Genomic DNA, 17,060 nt, shown 5'->3' with positions numbered 1-17,060 from the left:
ATTTATGTGGCGAAACGGGCTGAGCGCGGGAGGGACTGCGGTTGGCTTCGTCACGTGTAGCAATACATTTCAAGCTGATCCCAACAGGCGGCGCGCTAGAGTAGCCAGCTCGGAGACTACTGTGGAGAACTGTAATGAATACCCGTGGCTTGCTTGATCAACTGCTCAAATCCGGCCAGGACCTGCTGCAGAACCAGGCCGGCAGAAGCCCGGCGGCCAAGCCGGGTGCAAGCGGTGGGCTGGGCGATCTGCTCGGCGGCAAAGGCGGCGGCCTGGGCAGCCTGCTCAGCGGTGCCGGAGGTGGGGCCCTGGCGGCGGGTGCCATGGGCCTGCTACTGGGTAACAAGAAGGCACGCAAATACGGCGGCAAGGCCCTGACCTACGGTGGCCTGGCAGCCCTCGGCGTGTTGGCCTACAAGGCGTATGGCAACTGGCAGTCCAAGCAGGGTGCCACGTCGGCGAGTGAACCACAGACACTCGACCGTTTGCCGCCGGCGCAGGTCGAGCAGCACAGCCAGGCGATTCTCAAGGCGCTGGTCGCAGCGGCCAAATCCGACGGCCATGTCGATGAGCGTGAGCGGGCCTTGATCGAAGGTGAGTTCGTCAGGCTCGACAACGACCCGCAGTTTCAGCACTGGCTACACGCAGAGCTCAACAAGCCGCTGGATCCGGCCGATGTGGCGCGCGCTGCGAGTACGCCGGAAATGGCCGCTGAAATGTACATCGCCAGCGTCATGATGGTGGACGAGGAACACTTCATGGAGCGCGCCTACCTGGACGAGCTGGCACGGCAATTGAAGCTCGATCCGGCCTTGAAAGCAGAGCTGGAAAATCAGGTGCGGATGGCTGCCGCGCAATGAATGCGGGCTAATGGCCACTATTGCCCTCAATAAGTGCCGAACAGTGCGCAAAGTCAGGCGAAAAACCGCGCAGTGCCTGGGCTATACTCAGCCAATTTTTCTGCTCGCGTAGAACCTTTGAGGGCTGACTGTGAAAAACTGGACCTTGCGCCAACGGATGCTGGCGAGTTTCGCCGCGATAATTGCCATCATGCTGCTTATGGTGGTTGCCGCTTATTCGCGGTTGTTGACTATTCAGGCCGGTGAAGTCGCGGTGCGCACCGACAGCATCCCCGGGGTCTACTACAGCTCGATGATTCGCAGTGCCTGGGTCGACAGCTATTTGTTCACCCAGCAACTGGTGGGTTTGAGTGACAATCGCGAGCTGACAGCGGCTGACATGGAACTGTACAAAAGCTTCGATGCGCGCCTCAAACAACACATGGACAGCTACCAGCGCACCATCCAGGACACTGATGACCAGGCCCGTTTCGAGGAGTTCGGCGACTACGCGCAAAACTACCTCAAGGCCGTCAATAGCGTGGTCGAGGCCTACCGGAACAAGGACTACAACGCAGCTCGACAGTTGATCAACGAAGTACTGACGCCCGCCTGGACCACCGGGCGCACCCACTTGAACGGTGTGATCGAGCACAACCGCAAAGCCGCTGAAGCGGCAGCGGAATCGATCGATGGCGCAGTGATCGCCGCCAAGCTGAGCATGGTCATTTCGCTGACCCTGGCGATCATCGCCGCTGCCATTTGCGGGTTGCTGCTGATGCGTGCAATCACCGCACCGATGCAACGCATCGTGCATGCCCTGGACAAGCTCAGGGGCGGCGACCTGAGTGTGCGCCTGAACCTGGACCGCAAGGACGAGTTCGGTGCCATCGAAACCGGTTTCAACGAGATGATGGGCGAGTTGACCAACCTGGTTTCCCAGGCCCAGCGCTCTTCGGTGCAGGTGACCACTTCGGTTACCGAGATTGCCGCCACCTCCAAGCAGCAGCAGGCGACGGCCACTGAAACCGCAGCGACCACCACTGAAATCGGGGCCACTTCGCGGGAAATCGCTGCCACCTCGCGTGACCTGGTCCGAACCATGACCGAGGTTACCTCGGCCGCTGATCAGGCTTCGATTCTTGCCGGTTCAGGGCAGCAGGGGCTGGCGCGCATGGAAGAGACCATGCACCAGGTAATGGGCGCAGCCGATCTGGTCAACAACAAGCTGGCGATCCTCAACGAGAAGGCCGGCAACATCAACCAGGTGGTGGTGACCATCGTCAAGGTCGCCGACCAGACCAACCTGCTTTCGCTCAATGCTGCCATCGAGGCCGAAAAGGCTGGTGAATACGGTCGCGGCTTCGCCGTGGTCGCCACCGAGGTCCGGCGCCTGGCCGACCAGACCGCCGTGGCCACCTACGATATCGAGCAGATGGTGCGCGAGATCCAGTCGGCGGTGTCTGCCGGGGTCATGGGCATGGACAAGTTCTCTGAAGAAGTGCGTCGTGGCATGTTCGAAGTGCAGCAGGTCGGTGAACAGCTGAGCCAGATCATTCATCAGGTCCAGGCTCTGGCGCCGCGGGTGCTGATGGTCAACGAAGGGATGCAGGCACAGGCCACCGGCGCCGAGCAGATCAATCACGCCCTGGTGCAGCTGGGGGATGCCAGCAGCCAGACCGTGGAGTCGCTGCGTCAGGCCAGCTTTGCCATCGATGAGCTGAGCCAGGTTGCAACCGGCCTGCGTGGCGGTGTGTCGCGGTTCAAAGTCTGACGCGCCGATGACCGACTTTCCGCCTCGCCGTAGCCAGGAAACGACTGCTCACGGGACGTTGCACCTGATGTTCAGGATTGCCGAGCAACGCTTTGCCATTGATGCCCATGAAGTGGTTGAAGTACTGCCACGTCTGCAACTCAAACCCATTGCCCATACTCCCGACTGGGTGGCCGGGGTGCTGGCCCATCGTGGCGCGCTGGTGCCGGTGATTGATGTCGGTGCCTTGAGTTTTGGCAACCCGGCGCCGGTGCGCACCAGTACGCGTCTGGTGCTGGTGCATTATCGGGTCGATCCGCTGCGCCCAGACCTGTTGCTTGGGCTGATTCTCGAGCAGGCCACCGACACCTTGCGTTGCCTGCCCGAGGAGTTCCAGCCTTACGGCCTGGACAACCAGCAAGCGCCCTACCTGGGCCCGGTGCGCGAAGATGCGCTGGGGATGGTGCAGCGCATCAGTGTTCAGGACTTGCTCAGTGATGCGGTGCGCGCGTTGCTGTATCCCTTGCCCGACGTGCCGGCAAGTGAGCAGCGGGAGCCGCTATGAGCGATGAACAGCGTTTTTTTCGTTTCTTGCAGCAGCGTATCGGCCTGGACGTTGCCTCGGTCGGTGCACCGATGGTCGAGCGCGCCCTGCGCCAACGCTGCGCTGCAGTAAACACCGTCAATCTAGACGACTACTGGCTACTGCTACAGCAGTCGAGCGCGGAGCAGCAGGCGCTGATTGAAGCGGTGATTGTCCCGGAAACCTGGTTTTTCCGTTATCCGGAGTCGTTCACGGCCTTGGCCGATCTTGCCCGCAAACGCCTGGCAGAGCTTGGTGGCTCCCGGCCGCTACGTATCCTCAGCCTGCCGTGCTCCACTGGCGAGGAGCCTTACTCCATCGCCATGGCCCTGCTCGACGCCGGGGTCGCCGTGCACGCGTTCAGGGTTGATGGCATGGATATCAGCCCGCTGTCGGTCAAGCGTGCCGAGCAAGGGCTGTATGGACGCAACGCCTTTCGCGGTGCCCACCTGGATTTCCGCCAGCGGCACTTCGATGAAACCGACGAAGGCCACCAACTACATGAACGTGTTCGCCAGCAGGTCGACTTGCAGGTGGGCAACGTGCTCGACCCGGCGCTGAGGGCGCGGGAAGGCAGTTATGATTTTGTGTTTTGCCGCAACCTGCTGATCTATTTCGATGTGCCTACCCAGCAACGGGTATTTGAGGTGCTCAAAAGCCTGATCCACGCACAGGGCGTGTTGTTTATCGGGCCTGCCGAGGGCAGCCTGCTGGCCCGCCTGGGCATGCGCCCGCTGGGGATCTCCCAGTCGTTTGCTTTTGTGCATCAGACCGAGCCGGCGCCTGTCATCGACAGCAGGCCGGTAAACGTCGTGCCGATCTCACCGCCGGCTCCCAACGTGCCGCGACCAGTGCCTGCACCTGCACGCAAACGCACGATGATCTCGCCGCCTGCAGCCCGGGTGCTGGCGCCAGACAGCAGCGCCGAATTGCTGGCACAGATAGCCCGCTTGGCCAATGCCGGCAGCAGTGCCGAGGCTCAGGCAGCCTGCGCTCGCTACCTGCAGCACTACCCACCCCATGCTCAGGTGTTTTATTGGCTGGGGTTGCTCAGTGATACCGCGGGCGAGGCAGACGCGGCACTCAGCCATTACCGCAAGGCACTCTACCTGGAACCGCAGCACCCCGAGGCCCTGGTTCATCTGGCCGCCTTGCTAGAGTCACGAGGCGATAGCGCAGGCGCTCGTCGCCTGCAGGAACGCGCGGCTCGCCGGGTTGGCCGGGAGCCTGAACAATGATCGGAGATAATCAGGTGCAGGTCGTTGCAACGGATGCCGCCGCCATCGATGACTGCTGGAACCGCATCGGTGTGCGCGGCGATAAAAGCTGCCCCTTGCTGGTCGAGCATATTCATTGCCGCAATTGCGCCACCTACGCCAGTGCGGCGACGCGCCTGCTGGATCGTTACTCGCTGTCTCAGGACAGTCATGCGCAGGTACAGGCGCAGGAGGAGGGCAGCGGTCGCTCGATGTTGCTGTTCCGTCTGGGTGAAGAATGGCTGGCCCTGCCTACCGTTTGCCTGGTTGAAGTTGCGCCGTTGCAGCCGGTGCACTCGCTCCCTCATCAACGCTCGCGGGTGCTGCAAGGCGTTGCCAATGTGCGCGGGGCGCTGGTGCCCTGCCTGTCACTGGCAGAGCTGCTTGGCCTGGAAGTGCTTGCCACAGCCAGCACTTCCAGCCGGGTCATGCCGCGCATGCTGATTATCGCCGCCACCGGCGGTTCGGTGGTGGTGCGGGTTGATGAAGTGGACGGTATTCACGGCCTGGACCCTGAGCGCCTGGAACACGAACAGGCCGAGGCCCGTTTTACTGCGGCGGTGCTGCAGTGGCGCGGACGCAGTGTGCGCGTGCTGGACGAACAACAAGTGCTGTCTGCCGTGAACCGGAGCCTGTCATGACCCCAGAGCAAATGCGCGACGCCTCGTTGCTCGAGCTGTTCAGTCTGGAGGCCGATGCCCAGACCCAGGTGCTCAGTGCCGGCTTGTTGGCCCTTGAGCGTAATCCGACACAGGCCGACCAGCTCGAAGCCTGCATGCGTGCAGCCCATTCGCTGAAGGGGGCCGCGCGTATCGTCGGGGTGGATGCCGGGGTCAGTGTTGCCCACGTGATGGAAGATTGTCTGGTCGGTGCACAGGAGGGCCGCTTGCTGCTGCGCGCAGAGCACATCGATGCCTTGCTGCAAGGTACCGACCTGCTCATGCGCATTGCCACGCCGGGGGATGAAACCCTTGAGCCTGCAGTCCAGTCCTTTTTGCTGCAAATGGCTGCGTTGCTGGACCCGGCTGCTACGTCAACGATTACAGCGCCCCCTGTGTCGTTCGCTATGCCATCTGAGCAGCCTGTGCCGCGTGTGGAAGTGCCTTTGGTTGAGGAGGCTCACCTCGATGCCGAACCCGAGCCCGCTGCACAACGCAAAGGCAAACGTAGCGCAGAAGGGGGCGAGCGGGTCTTGCGGGTCACGGCTGAACGCCTGAACAGCCTGCTTGACCTGTCGAGCAAGTCACTGGTTGAAACCCAGCGGCTCAAACCGTACCTGGCCACTTTGCAACGCCTCAAGCGCATGCACAGCCAGAGCATCCGAGCCCTGGACGGGTTGAAAAGCCAACTGGAAGCCAGTGGCCAGAGCGCCGAAGTGCAGGACGCCCTGGCCCAGGCCCAGCAGTTGCTGGGGCAAACCCAGCAGATACTCCTGCAACAGGCCGCCGATCTTGATGAATTCGGTTGGCAAGCCAGTCAGCGTGCACAGCTGCTGTATGACACCGCCCTGGCGTGCCGGATGCGCCCCTTTGCCGACGTACTGACCGGGCAAAGCCGCATGGTCCGTGACCTGGGGCGCTCTTTGGGCAAACAGGTGCGCCTGTATATCGAAGGCGAGAAGACCCAGGTTGATCGCGATGTCCTGGAAAAACTAGAAGCGCCATTGACCCACTTGTTGCGCAATGCGGTCGATCACGGCATCGAATTGCCTGAACGGCGGTTGCTGGCGGGCAAGCCACTGGAAGGTCATGTGCGCTTGCGGGCCTCCCATCAAGCGGGCCTGTTGGTGCTCGAAATCAGCGACGACGGCGGCGGTGTTGATTTGCAGCGCCTGCGCCAGAGCATTGTCGAGCGTCAGTTGTCGCCTGCCGAGACTGTGGCGCAGATGAGCGAGGCAGAGTTGCTGACCTTTCTCTTCCTGCCAGGCTTCAGCCTGCGTGACGAGGTTACCGAGGTGTCCGGGCGCGGCGTCGGGCTGGACGCGGTGCAGCACATGGTCCGCCAGTTGCGCGGTGCGATCGTGATGACCCATACCGGCGAGCAGGGCAGTTGCTTCCACCTGGAAGTGCCGTTGACGCTGTCGGTGGTGCGCAGCCTGGTAGTTGAAGTAGGGGAGGAGGCCTACGCCTTTCCCTTGGCCCATATCGAGCGCACGCTGGAGTTGCCCGCCGAGGCCATTGTCCAGATCGAGGGGCGTCAGCACTTTTGGCATGAGGGCAGGCACATCGGTCTGGTCGCCGCCAGTCAGTTGCTCAATCGCCCGCCGAGTCAAACCGATGGCCAGACCATCAAGGTGGTGGTCATCAGCGAGCGCGAGACCTTGTATGGCGTGGCGGTCGAGCGTCTGATCGGCGAGCGTGTCCTTGTAGTCATGCCGCTCGATGCGCGACTGGGCAAGGTTCAGGACATTTCGTCCGGTGCGTTACTCGATGATGGCAGCGTCGTACTGATTATCGATGTTGAAGACTTGCTGCGCTCGGTCGATAAGCTATTGAGCACCGGTCGCCTGGAGCGCATCGAGCGCGGCCAGTCGGCAGCACGTGAGGCGGCGCGTAAGCGCGTTCTGGTGGTGGATGACTCGCTCACCGTACGTGAGTTGCAGCGCAAGCTGCTCAGCAATCGTGGTTATGAAGTGGCGGTCGCGGTCGATGGCATGGACGGCTGGAATGCCTTGCGCAGCGAGGATTTCGACCTGCTCATCACTGACATCGACATGCCGCGCATGGATGGTATCGAGCTGGTCACCTTGCTGCGTCGCGACAGCCGTTTGCAGTCGCTGCCGGTCATGGTGGTCTCTTACAAGGACCGTGAAGAGGATCGCCGTCGTGGACTGGACGCCGGAGCCGACTACTATTTGGCAAAAGCCAGTTTTCATGATGACGCCTTGCTTGATGCCGTGGTCGAGTTGATCGGGGGAGCCCAGGGATGAAGATCGCTATCGTCAACGACATGCCCATGGCGGTTGAGGCCTTGCGCCGGGCGTTGGCGTTCGAACCTGCGCACCAGGTGGTATGGGTCGCCAGCAACGGCGCCGAAGCAGTGCGCCTGTGCGCCGAGCAGACCCCGGACCTGATACTCATGGACCTGATCATGCCGGTCATGGACGGGGTCGAGGCGACCCGACGGATCATGACCGAGTCACCGTGTCCGATCGTTATCGTTACGGTGGACCGCCAGCAGAATGTCCACCGCGTGTTCGAGGCCATGGGTTACGGCGCCCTCGATGTGGTCGACACCCCGGCCCTTGGCGCAGGCGACCCCCGGCAGGCAGCAGCACCGCTGCTGCGCAAGATCCTCAATATCGGCTGGTTGGTCGGTCAGCAGCGCACCGCGGCCCCACGGCCCATGAGCGCACCGCTACGCGAAGTGGCACAGCGTCAGGGGCTGGTGGCCATTGGATCGTCGGCGGGTGGGCCGGCAGCCCTGGAAGTATTGCTAAAGGGGCTCCCCCGAGACTTTCCTGCCGCTATTGTGCTGGTCCAGCATGTTGACCAGGTGTTTGCCGCCGGCATGGCCGAATGGCTTGGCAGTGCCTCGGGGCTGGCGGTACGCCTGGCCCGCGAGGGAGAACCACCGCAACCGGGGCAGGTGCTGCTGGCAGGGACCAACCACCACATCCGCTTGCTCGACAACGGTAACCTGGCCTACACCGCCGAACCGGTGAACGAGATCTACCGGCCTTCGATCGATGTATTTTTTGAAAGTGTGGCCCGTTACTGGCGTGGCGACGCGGTTGGCGTATTGCTCACCGGCATGGGGCGCGATGGTGCCCAAGGCCTTAAATTGATGCGCCAGCAGCGCTTCCTGACCATCGCTCAGGACCAAAACAGCAGTGCCGTATACGGCATGCCCAAGGCTGCGGCCGCAATAGATGCAGCAATGGAAATTCGCCCTCTGGAGCGGATTGCTGCACGATTGATGGAAATTTTTCCTAAATGAAGATATGTATTGTGGCACGCCGGTCTGCCGGTAGTGACCAGGTGACAGCGCATGAATGAATTACCGCTCGAGGGTTTCCCGGCCGCGAACGAAAACTCGGCAATGGTACTGCTGGTCGACGATCAGGCCATGATCGGCGAAGCAGTGCGCCGTGGTCTGGCGCATGAGGAGAACATCGACTTTCACTTTTGTGCTGACCCGCACCAGGCGGTGGCGCAGGCGATCCGGATCAAACCGACGGTGATTCTCCAGGACCTGATCATGCCCGGGCTTGACGGCCTGACCCTGGTGCGCGCCTACCGCAGCAACCCGGCGACCCAGGACATCCCGATCATCGTCCTGTCGACCAAGGAGGACCCACTGGTGAAAAGCGCGGCATTTGCCGCCGGCGCCAACGACTACCTGGTCAAACTGCCGGACAACATCGAACTGGTGGCGCGCATTCGTTATCACTCGCGCTCCTACCTGACCCTGCTGCAACGTGACGAGGCCTACCGGGCCCTGCGTGTCAGCCAGCAGCAGTTGCTCGATACCAACCTGGTGCTGCAGCGCCTGATGAACTCCGATGGGCTCACCGGGCTGTCGAACCGTCGGCATTTCGACGAGTACCTGGAGCTGGAGTGGCGTCGGGCGATGCGCGAACAGACCCAGTTGTCGTTGTTGATGATCGATGTTGACTACTTCAAAGCCTACAACGATACCTTCGGCCACCTGGCCGGTGACGAAGCCTTGCGTCAGGTGGCCGACGCCATCCGTGGCTCGTGTGCGCGCCCAAGCGACCTGCCGGCGCGATATGGTGGCGAGGAGTTTGTTCTGGTGCTGCCCAACACCTCGCCTGGCGGCGCGCGGCTGGTGGCGGAAAAACTGCGTCAGAGCGTCGAGGTGATGAACATTGCCCACAACATGCCCGATGCCGACGCCTGCCTGACCGTGAGCATCGGTCTGGCGACGCAGACACCGAGCATTGGCAGCCATTGTCGGCAACTGATATCGGCGGCCGACAAGGGCCTGTACCAGGCCAAGCACAATGGGCGCAATCAGGTCGGGGTGAATTGAATTGACGATAGCTACAAGCTTGAAGCTACAAGCGGCAAAGTAGTGGCGTGAGCGACGGGTATTTCTCCGGCCTCTTGTCGCTTGCAGCTTGGCGCTTGCAGCTGTAACTCCGGTATACTCTCCCGCTTTTCTACCGATTACGCACGAGAGTTGCCCGCCCATGGAAATCCAACCGATCCTGAACACCATCAAGGACCTGACCGAGCGCTCCGAGTCCATTCGGGGGTATCTTTGACTACGATCAAAAGCATGACCGCCTGATCGAAGTCAACCGCGAACTCGAAGACCCGAACGTCTGGAACAAGCCTGAATACGCCCAGGCACTCGGCCGCGAGCGCGCCATGCTGGCGCAGGTCGTCGAGACCCTGGACAAACTGGCCGGTGGCCTGGCCGACTGCCAGGACCTGCTCGACATGGCCGTCGGGGAAAACGATGAAGGCGCCGTAGCCGACGTCGTGACCGAGCTGGAAGGCCTGGAAGAGGCCCTGGCACTGCTCGAGTTCCGTCGCATGTTCAGCGGCGAGATGGACATGAACAACGCCTACCTGGACATCCAGGCCGGCTCCGGCGGCACCGAGGCCCAGGACTGGGCCAACATCCTGCTGCGCATGTACCTGCGCTGGGCTGACAAACGCGGCTTCGACGCCACCATCATCGAGCTTTCCGAAGGTGAGGTTGCGGGTATCAAGGGCGCCACCGTGCACATCAAGGGCGAATACGCCTTCGGTTGGCTGCGCACCGAGATCGGCGTGCACCGCCTGGTACGCAAGAGCCCGTTCGACTCCGGCGCGCGTCGCCACACTTCGTTCTCGGCGGTGTTCGTATCCCCCGAGATCGACGACAAGGTCGAGATCGATATCAACCCATCGGACCTGCGCATCGACACCTACCGCTCCTCGGGCGCGGGCGGTCAGCACGTAAACACCACCGACTCGGCCGTACGTATCACCCACGTGCCGACCAACACCGTGGTGGCGTGCCAGAACGAACGCTCCCAGCACGCGAACAAGGACACCGCCATGAAAATGCTGCGGGCCAAGTTGTACGAGCTGGAAATGCAGAAGCGCAACGCCGCCTCCCAGGCGCTGGAAGACAGCAAGTCGGACATCGGCTGGGGCCATCAGATCCGGTCCTACGTGCTTGATGACTCGCGCATCAAGGACCTGCGTACCGGCGTAGAGCGCAGCGACTGCAACAAGGTGCTCGACGGCGACCTCGACGAGTACCTGGAAGCCAGCCTCAAGCAGGGGCTGTAAGTTTCCCGATCCGCTACAAGACCCTCGCCTGCGGGCGGGGGCAATGAACCCCAGATGGAAAATGTATCGACATGAGCGACCTCAAACTCGACCCGCAAGACCTGCAACAGGAAGAAAACACCCTGATCGCGCTGCGCAAGGAAAAGCTTGCTGCCGAGCGCGCCAAGGGTAATGCCTTCCCCAACGACTTCCGCCGTGACAGCTACTGCAATGACCTGCAGAAAAAGTATGTCGACAAGACCAAGGAAGAGCTGGAAGCTGCAGCGATTCCGGTCAAGGTTGCCGGGCGCATCATGCTCAACCGTGGCTCGTTCATGGTGATCCAGGACATGACCGGTCGTATCCAGGTCTACGTCAACCGCAAGACCCTGCCGGAAGAAACCCTGGCCGCAGTGAAAACCTGGGACCTGGGCGACATCATCGCCGCCGAAGGCACCCTGGCCCGTTCCGGCAAGGGCGACCTGTACGTCGAAATGACCAACGTGCGCCTGCTGACCAAGTCGCTGCGCCCGCTGCCCGACAAACACCACGGCCTGACCGACACCGAGCAGCGCTATCGCCAGCGCTACGTCGACCTGATGGTCAACGAAGAAGTTCGCGATACCTTCCGCGTCCGCTCGCAGGTCATCAACCACATCCGCAACTTCCTGATCAAGCGCGACTTCCTCGAAGTGGAAACGCCGATGCTGCAGACCATCCCGGGTGGCGCAGCAGCCAAGCCGTTTGAAACCCACCACAACGCCCTGGACATGGCCATGTTCCTGCGTATCGCGCCGGAGCTGTACCTCAAGCGCCTGGTTGTAGGTGGTTTTGAAAAGGTCTTCGAGATCAACCGCAACTTCCGTAACGAAGGCGTTTCGACCCGGCACAACCCCGAGTTCACCATGCTCGAGTTCTACCAGGCCTACGCTGACTACGAAGACAACATGGACCTCACCGAAGAGCTGTTCCGTGAACTGGCGCAGCTGGTGCTGGGCAGCACCGACGTGCCGTACGGCGACAAGGTGTTCCACTTCGGTGAGCCGTTCGTACGCCTGTCGGTGTTCGACTCGATCCTCAAGTACAACCCCGAGCTGACTGCCGATGACCTGAACGACATCGACAAGGCACGCGCAATCGCCAAGAAAGCCGGTGCCAAGGTTCTCGGTTTCGAAGGCCTGGGCAAGCTGCAGGTGATGATTTTCGAAGAGCTGGTCGAGCACAAGCTGGAACAGCCGCACTTCATTACCCAGTACCCGTTCGAAGTGTCGCCGCTGGCCCGTCGCAACGACGAGAACCCGAACGTCACCGACCGCTTTGAACTGTTCATCGGTGGTCGTGAAATCGCCAACGCCTATTCCGAGCTCAACGATGCGGAAGACCAGGCGGAGCGTTTCATGGCTCAGGTGGCCGACAAAGATGCCGGCGACGACGAAGCCATGCACTACGACGCCGACTTCGTTCGCGCCCTGGAATACGGCATGCCGCCAACGGCCGGTGAGGGCATCGGTATCGACCGTCTGGTCATGCTGCTGACCAACTCGCCATCGATTCGCGATGTGATCCTGTTCCCGCACATGCGCCCACAGGCCTGAGTGTTTTGAACAAGCCGCCTTCCGGGGCGGCTTTTTCATGCCTGCAGAAAATTCTTTTATCGGATCCAACTCTTGGGGGTAGATCAGCAGTGACTCCTGCAATGGCTCAACAAGGTGCCGCTGGCGTTGCCACCGCGGTTGCCGAAAGTGTGCAGTACCAAGGCCGCAAAGCCAGCCGCCAGGGCAGCGAACAGCGGCGCCAGGACATTCTCGATGCGGCCATGCGGATCGTCGTGCGCGAGGGTGTGCGCGGTGTACGGCATCGCGCCGTGGCCGCAGAAGCCGGGGTACCGCTGTCGGCGACCACCTACTACTTCAAAGACATCGAGGACCTGCTCACCGACACCTTCGCCCAGTATGTGGAACGCAGTGCTGCCTACATGGCCAAGCTGTGGGAGAACAGCGAAGTGCTGCTGCGCCAGTTGCTGTCCCAAGGTGATGGCAGCCCGCAATGGCGGGCGCAGCTGGCCGATGAAGTGGCCAAGATGACGGCTGACTACGTGCAACGGCAATTGCACAACCGTCGCGATTTTCTCATGGCCGAGCAGGCCTTTCGCCAGGAGGCCTTGTTGTGCCCGCGGCTGGCCGAACTGGTCAAGCTGCACGAGCAGATTCTGTTGCGCGGAGCCTGCCAACTGCTTCAGGTCGTGGGCTCGCGTCAGCCACAGCAGGACGCACTGGTGTTGACGGCGATTATCGAGCAGATGGAATATCAGGGCCTGCTCGACGGCTCACATGCCGATGCGCACGCGCAGATGCTCGCTATCCTTACCCGGTACCTGCATCTGGTGCTGGCGGCCGTGTGAGACGCGACCCTATTTCAAGGAGAACCTGATGAAAGCCAGAAGTCTGCTGTTGGCGCTGTCGTTTTTGCTGCTTGGCGGTTGTCTGGTGACCTTCAACGAGCCGATGCCGGCCAATGAGGCGGCACCCAAGGCGCTGCTGGGCACATGGACCAGCAAGGACGCCTGGGGCGAACCGCTGACCCTGCAGATCAGCCGTAGCGGCGGCGATGCCTACAAGGCAGTGGCCATTGGCAAGGATAAAAAACGTGATGAGTACGTCTTCACCGTCTCTCGCCACGGTAACCGTTGGTACCTCTCGGCCGGTGTGCCCAAGCGCTTGGGCGGCAATTTTCTGATCGGCGGGTTCGACATCATCGATCGCAAGGAACTGGTGGTGTACAACCTCGACGTCGAGCAGGTCAGCCAGGCCGTGGACAAGAAGGAACTCAGCGGGCGCACCTATGAGGTCTCACAGGAGCACGGCGACGGCGTGCTGATCGACAGCCCGGCCGAGCGCGTCCTGGCGTATCTGGACGATCCGGCCAACTCCGACCTGTTCATCGAAGTGGCGCGGTTCCAGCGGGCCGGCAAGTAATACAGACCAATCAAGGAGTGTAGGGTGGACGAGTACCAGCAGACGATACGTGCCCTGTCTGACCGCATTGTCCTGGCACAAACGCCCATTCGCGTGCTCGATGCGGTGAAGTGGGACGACAGCATTCGCCAGGGCTTTCTCAAGGCCAAAGGCAAAGAGCCCCCTGCAGTGGACCGTGCCTATTACCAGGGGCGGCCGTTGTCGTTCGATTCGGCGGCGGTGAAGCTCGAGTTCCAGAACATCGAGCGCGATATCACCCGCCAGCTGGGGCAATTCAACCCGGTCGGCCAGATCATGCGGCGCATGTGCAAGGAGTACCGCATGGTCGTGCGCATGCTCGAAGCGCGCGGCACCGAGGATTTCGGCCTGATCTCCCAGGAATTGTATGGCGCCGCCTCCGATGCGTTTCACGCCGGTGACCCGACCCTGGCAGACTTGGGGCTGATGCTCTCGGACTACCTGAACAACATTGATGGCCGTGGCGACCTCAAGGACGAACCCAAGGACCTCACCGCCAAACAGGCTGTGGAGATGCTCCAGGGGCGATTGAACAAGGTGTTCAACGAGGCCGAGGACACCATTCGGGTGTTCGAGTCCGATGGTATCGTCGCCGATGCCGCCGCCGGTGCCGACTACATCAAGATCCGCAGCGATGCGATGTTCAACAGCCGCGATGTCCGTGCCCTGGAGGTGCATGAAGGGCTGGTACATGTAGGCACCACCCTGAACGGCCTGAACCAGCCGATCTGTACCTTCCTGGCCAAGGGGCCACCCTCCTCGACGGTGACCCAGGAAGGCCTGGCGATCCTCATGGAGGTCATCGCCTTTGCCTCTTACCCGAGCCGTCTGCGCAAGTTGACCAACCGTACCCGGGCCATTCACATGGTCGAGGAGGGGGCGGACTTCATGCAGATCTACGAGTTCTTCCGCGCCCAGGGCTTCGACATGGCGGCCAGTTACGGCAATGCCAGCCGGGTGTTTCGTGGCTCTGTACCCAATGGCTTGCCGTTTACCAAGGACTTGTCCTACCTCAAGGGCTTTATCATGGTTTACAACTATATTCAGTTGGCCGTGCGCAAGGGCAAGCTCGAACAGATCCCCTTGCTGTTCTGTGGCAAGACCACCCTTGAGGACATGCGTACCTTGCGCCAACTGGTCGATGAAGGTCTGGTGGAACCGCCCAAGTATTTGCCGGAGCAGTTTCGCGACCTCAACGCACTGTCGGCCTGGATGTGCTTCTCCAACTTCCTTAACCACCTGAGCCTGGACCGGATTGAAGCCGATTACTCGAACATTCTCTGACCCATGGCGCAGGCCCCTGGGCCTGCTGCTGGTGCTGTTGAGTCTGGGCGGCTGCAGTTCACTGCTGTTCTACCCCGAGCCCGGCCAGCTGTTCACGCCCGAGAAAGCCAAGCTTGAGTACCGCGACCTGACCCTCACGGCAACGGACGGTACGCGCCTGCACGCCTGGTGGCTGCCGGCCAAGCCGGGCGTGGCGGTCAAGGGTACGGTGCTGCACCTGCATGGCAACGGTGGCAACCTGCCGATGCACCTGGGCGGAAGCTGGTGGCTGCCGGAGCAGGGCTACCAGGTGCTGTTGCTGGATTATCGCGGTTACGGCTTGTCCGAAGGCAAACCGACTTTACCGGCGGTCTATCAGGACATCACTGCAGCGCTCGACTGGCTGGACAAGGCCCCCGAAGTGCAGGGCAAGCCACAGGTGTTGCTGGGGCAAAGCCTGGGCGGCGCCATGGCCATTCATTACCTGGCCCGGCAACCTCAACAGGCGCAGCGCTTCAAAGCCTTGGTGTTCGACGGCGTGCCGGCCAGCTACCGCCAGGTTGGGCGTTTTGCCTTGAGCAACTCATGGCTGACCTGGCCATTTCAGGTGCCGCTGTCCTGGCTGGTGCCTGATGGCGACAGCGCGATTCGTTCGATTGCCCAGATCAAGACGCCACCCAAACTTTTTTTCCACAGCATCGACGACCCGATCGTGCCGCTGCGAAACGGCATCGAACTGTACCAGGCTGCGCCGCCGCCGCGGGTACTGCAACTGACCCGGGGCGGGCACGTACAGACCTTTGCCGACCGCACCTGGCGCCAGGTGATGCTGAAGTTTCTCGATGACCCTGAACATTTCAATGGATTGCGGCGTCTGGCCGAGGTCCCCAATTACCCTGACGAGACGTCACAATGAGTGAAGAACGCAACGCGATCCCCCTGATCATCACCGGTGTCTGCAGCATCATCGGTACCGTCGGTGCCTTGTGGTACTACGGCTATCTGCATTTCGCCAAGCCACAGGATGCGCTGTTGCTGTCCGATTTCACCATGCTCAAGACGGTGCCAGGCGAGGACTACAAAATTTCCCTGCAGCCGGCAACGCAGGTCGCCCAGTGTGTCGATGGCGTGCTGGTGCTGTTCGATACCGCGCAGAAAGGCTTGACCGGTGTGCTGGTGAACAACAAGAAACAGGCGGTGCGCTGCCTGGGTGAAGAGACACCGCAGCAGGTCCAGGAATAAAACCATCCTGTAGGAGCGGATTTATCCGCGAAGGCCGCACAACCATTCGCGGATAAATCCGCTCCTACAGGTTTCGCTTCAGTGCGCCTGGCTCACCGAGCGTGGCGCCACCGGTTGGTTATCGTTGGAAATCGTCACTTCCACCCGACGGTTTTGCGCCCGGCCCGAATTGCTCGTGTTGTCGGCCACCGGGTATTCCTTGCCATAGCCCTGGGCAACCACCCGGGCCGGGTCTACGCCGGCACGCACCAGCGCCGCCCGCACAGAGGCCGCACGGCGCTCAGACAGCGACTGGTTGTAGCTGGCGCTGCCTTTACTGTCGGTATAGCCCTCGACGATAACCTTGCGGTCCGGGTTCTCCTGAAGGTAGCGCGCCAGAGTGGTGACGTTGGGCAGGGCACTGCTCTTGAGCGTGGCCTTGTCAAAATCGAACAGCACGTCCCCGAAGGTCACCAGGGTGCCGCGATCAGTCTGCTTGGCGTTCAGGTTGTCCTGCAGCTTTTTGATCTGGGCATCGCGTGCATCCAGGCGCGCCTGGGTACGCTGTGCGGAGGCATCCTCCAGGGTGCCTTCGGCCGTGCGCAGGGCGATGGTCTGCTTGGCCACTTCCACGCGCTGGTTGGTCAGGTAGGCAAGCTGATCGACGTTCTTCGGGTCCTCCTTGTTCAGGTACGCGGCTTCAGCTTTGTTCAAAGATTCCTGGGCATCCTTGGTTTCAAGGGCGGCCACCTTGCTCGATTGCGGGTTGCTCTGCAGCGCAGAAAAATTGCTCCGGGCCGATTCCAGGTTGGCGTTCGGTGGCGTGGCACAGGCGCTCAGACCAATGCTCAGGGCCAGCAGGGTAGGGATCATCAAGTGATTGCGCATAAGGGGTCATCCTTTGATCGATTACGAATGCATG

General features: G+C 61.4%; 16 protein-coding genes. 15 read left to right on the top strand and 1 reads right to left on the bottom strand.

What is annotated here, in order from left to right; all coding sequences use genetic code 11:
* The first annotated feature begins 134 nt into the window (after positions 1 to 134).
* From DM813_RS05850 to DM813_RS05780, 15 genes are all read left to right on the top strand, one after another.
* Entirely contained in the window at positions 135 to 860 is a 726-nt protein-coding gene (locus DM813_RS05850; RefSeq protein ID WP_128322471.1) for a tellurite resistance TerB family protein, read from the top strand.
* Between the two features lie 130 nt (positions 861 to 990).
* Entirely contained in the window at positions 991 to 2,613 is a 1,623-nt protein-coding gene (locus DM813_RS05845; RefSeq protein ID WP_128322470.1) for a methyl-accepting chemotaxis protein, read from the top strand.
* Positions 2,614 to 2,620: 7 nt separating this feature from the next.
* Positions 2,621 to 3,157: a chemotaxis protein CheW gene (locus tag DM813_RS05840; RefSeq protein WP_128322469.1), complete on the top strand. Its 537-nt coding sequence runs from the start codon at positions 2,621 to 2,623 to the stop codon at positions 3,155 to 3,157.
* Entirely contained in the window at positions 3,154 to 4,413 is a 1,260-nt protein-coding gene (locus tag DM813_RS05835) for a CheR family methyltransferase (protein WP_128322468.1), read from the top strand. The genes DM813_RS05840 and DM813_RS05835 overlap by 4 nt, the downstream gene beginning before the upstream one ends.
* Positions 4,410 to 5,072 carry a chemotaxis protein CheW gene (locus tag DM813_RS05830; RefSeq protein WP_128322467.1) on the top strand — a complete coding sequence of 221 codons (663 nt, stop codon included), beginning with the start codon at positions 4,410 to 4,412 and terminating at the stop codon, positions 5,070 to 5,072. The genes DM813_RS05835 and DM813_RS05830 overlap by 4 nt, the downstream gene beginning before the upstream one ends.
* Positions 5,069 to 7,360 (top strand): hybrid sensor histidine kinase/response regulator, encoded by a 2,292-nt coding sequence (locus DM813_RS05825; RefSeq protein ID WP_128322466.1) that lies wholly within the window; start codon positions 5,069 to 5,071, stop codon positions 7,358 to 7,360. The genes DM813_RS05830 and DM813_RS05825 overlap by 4 nt, the downstream gene beginning before the upstream one ends.
* Positions 7,357 to 8,370, top strand: a complete 1,014-nt coding sequence (locus DM813_RS05820) for a chemotaxis response regulator protein-glutamate methylesterase (RefSeq protein WP_128322465.1) — start codon at positions 7,357 to 7,359, stop codon at positions 8,368 to 8,370. Before DM813_RS05825 ends, DM813_RS05820 begins: the two co-directional genes overlap by 4 nt.
* 51 nt (positions 8,371 to 8,421) lie before the next feature.
* A complete protein-coding gene (locus DM813_RS05815) occupies positions 8,422 to 9,426 on the top strand; it encodes a response regulator (protein WP_128322464.1) in 1,005 nt (334 codons plus the stop codon).
* A 160-nt stretch (positions 9,427 to 9,586) separates the two neighbouring features.
* Positions 9,587 to 10,682, top strand: a protein-coding gene (gene prfB / locus DM813_RS05810) for a peptide chain release factor 2 (protein WP_128322463.1) whose coding sequence is annotated in 2 segments (ribosomal slippage) — positions 9,587 to 9,658 and positions 9,660 to 10,682 — 1,095 coding nt in all. Because the reading frame shifts where the segments join, the coding sequence is not laid out codon by codon here.
* Positions 10,683 to 10,753: 71 nt separating this feature from the next.
* Positions 10,754 to 12,256 (top strand): lysine--tRNA ligase, encoded by a 1,503-nt coding sequence (gene lysS, locus DM813_RS05805; RefSeq protein ID WP_128322462.1) that lies wholly within the window; start codon positions 10,754 to 10,756, stop codon positions 12,254 to 12,256.
* Positions 12,257 to 12,357: 101 nt separating this feature from the next.
* Positions 12,358 to 13,062, top strand: a complete 705-nt coding sequence (locus tag DM813_RS05800) for a TetR/AcrR family transcriptional regulator (protein WP_128322461.1) — start codon at positions 12,358 to 12,360, stop codon at positions 13,060 to 13,062.
* A 28-nt stretch (positions 13,063 to 13,090) separates the two neighbouring features.
* Positions 13,091 to 13,636: a hypothetical protein gene (locus DM813_RS05795; RefSeq protein ID WP_128322460.1), complete on the top strand. Its 546-nt coding sequence runs from the start codon at positions 13,091 to 13,093 to the stop codon at positions 13,634 to 13,636.
* A 24-nt stretch (positions 13,637 to 13,660) separates the two neighbouring features.
* Complete coding sequence (locus DM813_RS05790; RefSeq protein ID WP_128322459.1) at positions 13,661 to 14,938, top strand: flavohemoglobin expression-modulating QEGLA motif protein; 1,278 nt, start codon at positions 13,661 to 13,663, stop codon at positions 14,936 to 14,938.
* Positions 14,910 to 15,833, top strand: coding sequence for an alpha/beta hydrolase (locus DM813_RS05785; protein WP_128322458.1), 924 nt, complete (start codon positions 14,910 to 14,912; stop codon positions 15,831 to 15,833). Before DM813_RS05790 ends, DM813_RS05785 begins: the two co-directional genes overlap by 29 nt.
* Positions 15,830 to 16,159, top strand: coding sequence for a hypothetical protein (locus DM813_RS05780; protein WP_128322457.1), 330 nt, complete (start codon positions 15,830 to 15,832; stop codon positions 16,157 to 16,159). Before DM813_RS05785 ends, DM813_RS05780 begins: the two co-directional genes overlap by 4 nt.
* 78 nt (positions 16,160 to 16,237) lie before the next feature.
* Here DM813_RS05780 and DM813_RS05775 read toward each other — a convergent pair whose 3' ends face one another.
* Entirely contained in the window at positions 16,238 to 17,026 is a 789-nt protein-coding gene (locus DM813_RS05775) for an OmpA family protein (RefSeq protein ID WP_128322456.1), read from the bottom strand.
* Positions 17,027 to 17,060 lie beyond the last annotated feature (34 nt).

Origin of the sequence: Pseudomonas alkylphenolica, from assembly GCF_004025535.1 — a bacterium.
GTDB lineage: Bacteria > Pseudomonadota > Gammaproteobacteria > Pseudomonadales > Pseudomonadaceae > Aquipseudomonas > Aquipseudomonas alkylphenolica_A.
The sequence above is the reverse complement of the archived record's forward strand: the minus strand, read 5'-3'. Positions and strand labels throughout refer to the sequence as shown.

What these genes read in the sequence shown, in the direction of transcription:
- DM813_RS05775 (WP_128322456.1), bottom strand. Translation starts at nt 17,026, where the DNA reads ATGCGCAATCACTTGATGATCCCTACCCTGCTGGCCCTGAGCATTGGT.
- DM813_RS05800 (WP_128322461.1), top strand. Translation starts at nt 12,358, where the DNA reads ATGGCTCAACAAGGTGCCGCTGGCGTTGCCACCGCGGTTGCCGAAAGT.
- DM813_RS05850 (WP_128322471.1), top strand. Translation starts at nt 135, where the DNA reads ATGAATACCCGTGGCTTGCTTGATCAACTGCTCAAATCCGGCCAGGAC.
- DM813_RS05780 (WP_128322457.1), top strand. Translation starts at nt 15,830, where the DNA reads ATGAGTGAAGAACGCAACGCGATCCCCCTGATCATCACCGGTGTCTGC.
- DM813_RS05815 (WP_128322464.1), top strand. Translation starts at nt 8,422, where the DNA reads ATGAATGAATTACCGCTCGAGGGTTTCCCGGCCGCGAACGAAAACTCG.
- DM813_RS05825 (WP_128322466.1), top strand. Translation starts at nt 5,069, where the DNA reads ATGACCCCAGAGCAAATGCGCGACGCCTCGTTGCTCGAGCTGTTCAGT.
- DM813_RS05840 (WP_128322469.1), top strand. Translation starts at nt 2,621, where the DNA reads ATGACCGACTTTCCGCCTCGCCGTAGCCAGGAAACGACTGCTCACGGG.
- DM813_RS05820 (WP_128322465.1), top strand. Translation starts at nt 7,357, where the DNA reads ATGAAGATCGCTATCGTCAACGACATGCCCATGGCGGTTGAGGCCTTG.
- DM813_RS05830 (WP_128322467.1), top strand. Translation starts at nt 4,410, where the DNA reads ATGATCGGAGATAATCAGGTGCAGGTCGTTGCAACGGATGCCGCCGCC.
- DM813_RS05795 (WP_128322460.1), top strand. Translation starts at nt 13,091, where the DNA reads ATGAAAGCCAGAAGTCTGCTGTTGGCGCTGTCGTTTTTGCTGCTTGGC.
- DM813_RS05835 (WP_128322468.1), top strand. Translation starts at nt 3,154, where the DNA reads ATGAGCGATGAACAGCGTTTTTTTCGTTTCTTGCAGCAGCGTATCGGC.
- lysS (WP_128322462.1), top strand. Translation starts at nt 10,754, where the DNA reads ATGAGCGACCTCAAACTCGACCCGCAAGACCTGCAACAGGAAGAAAAC.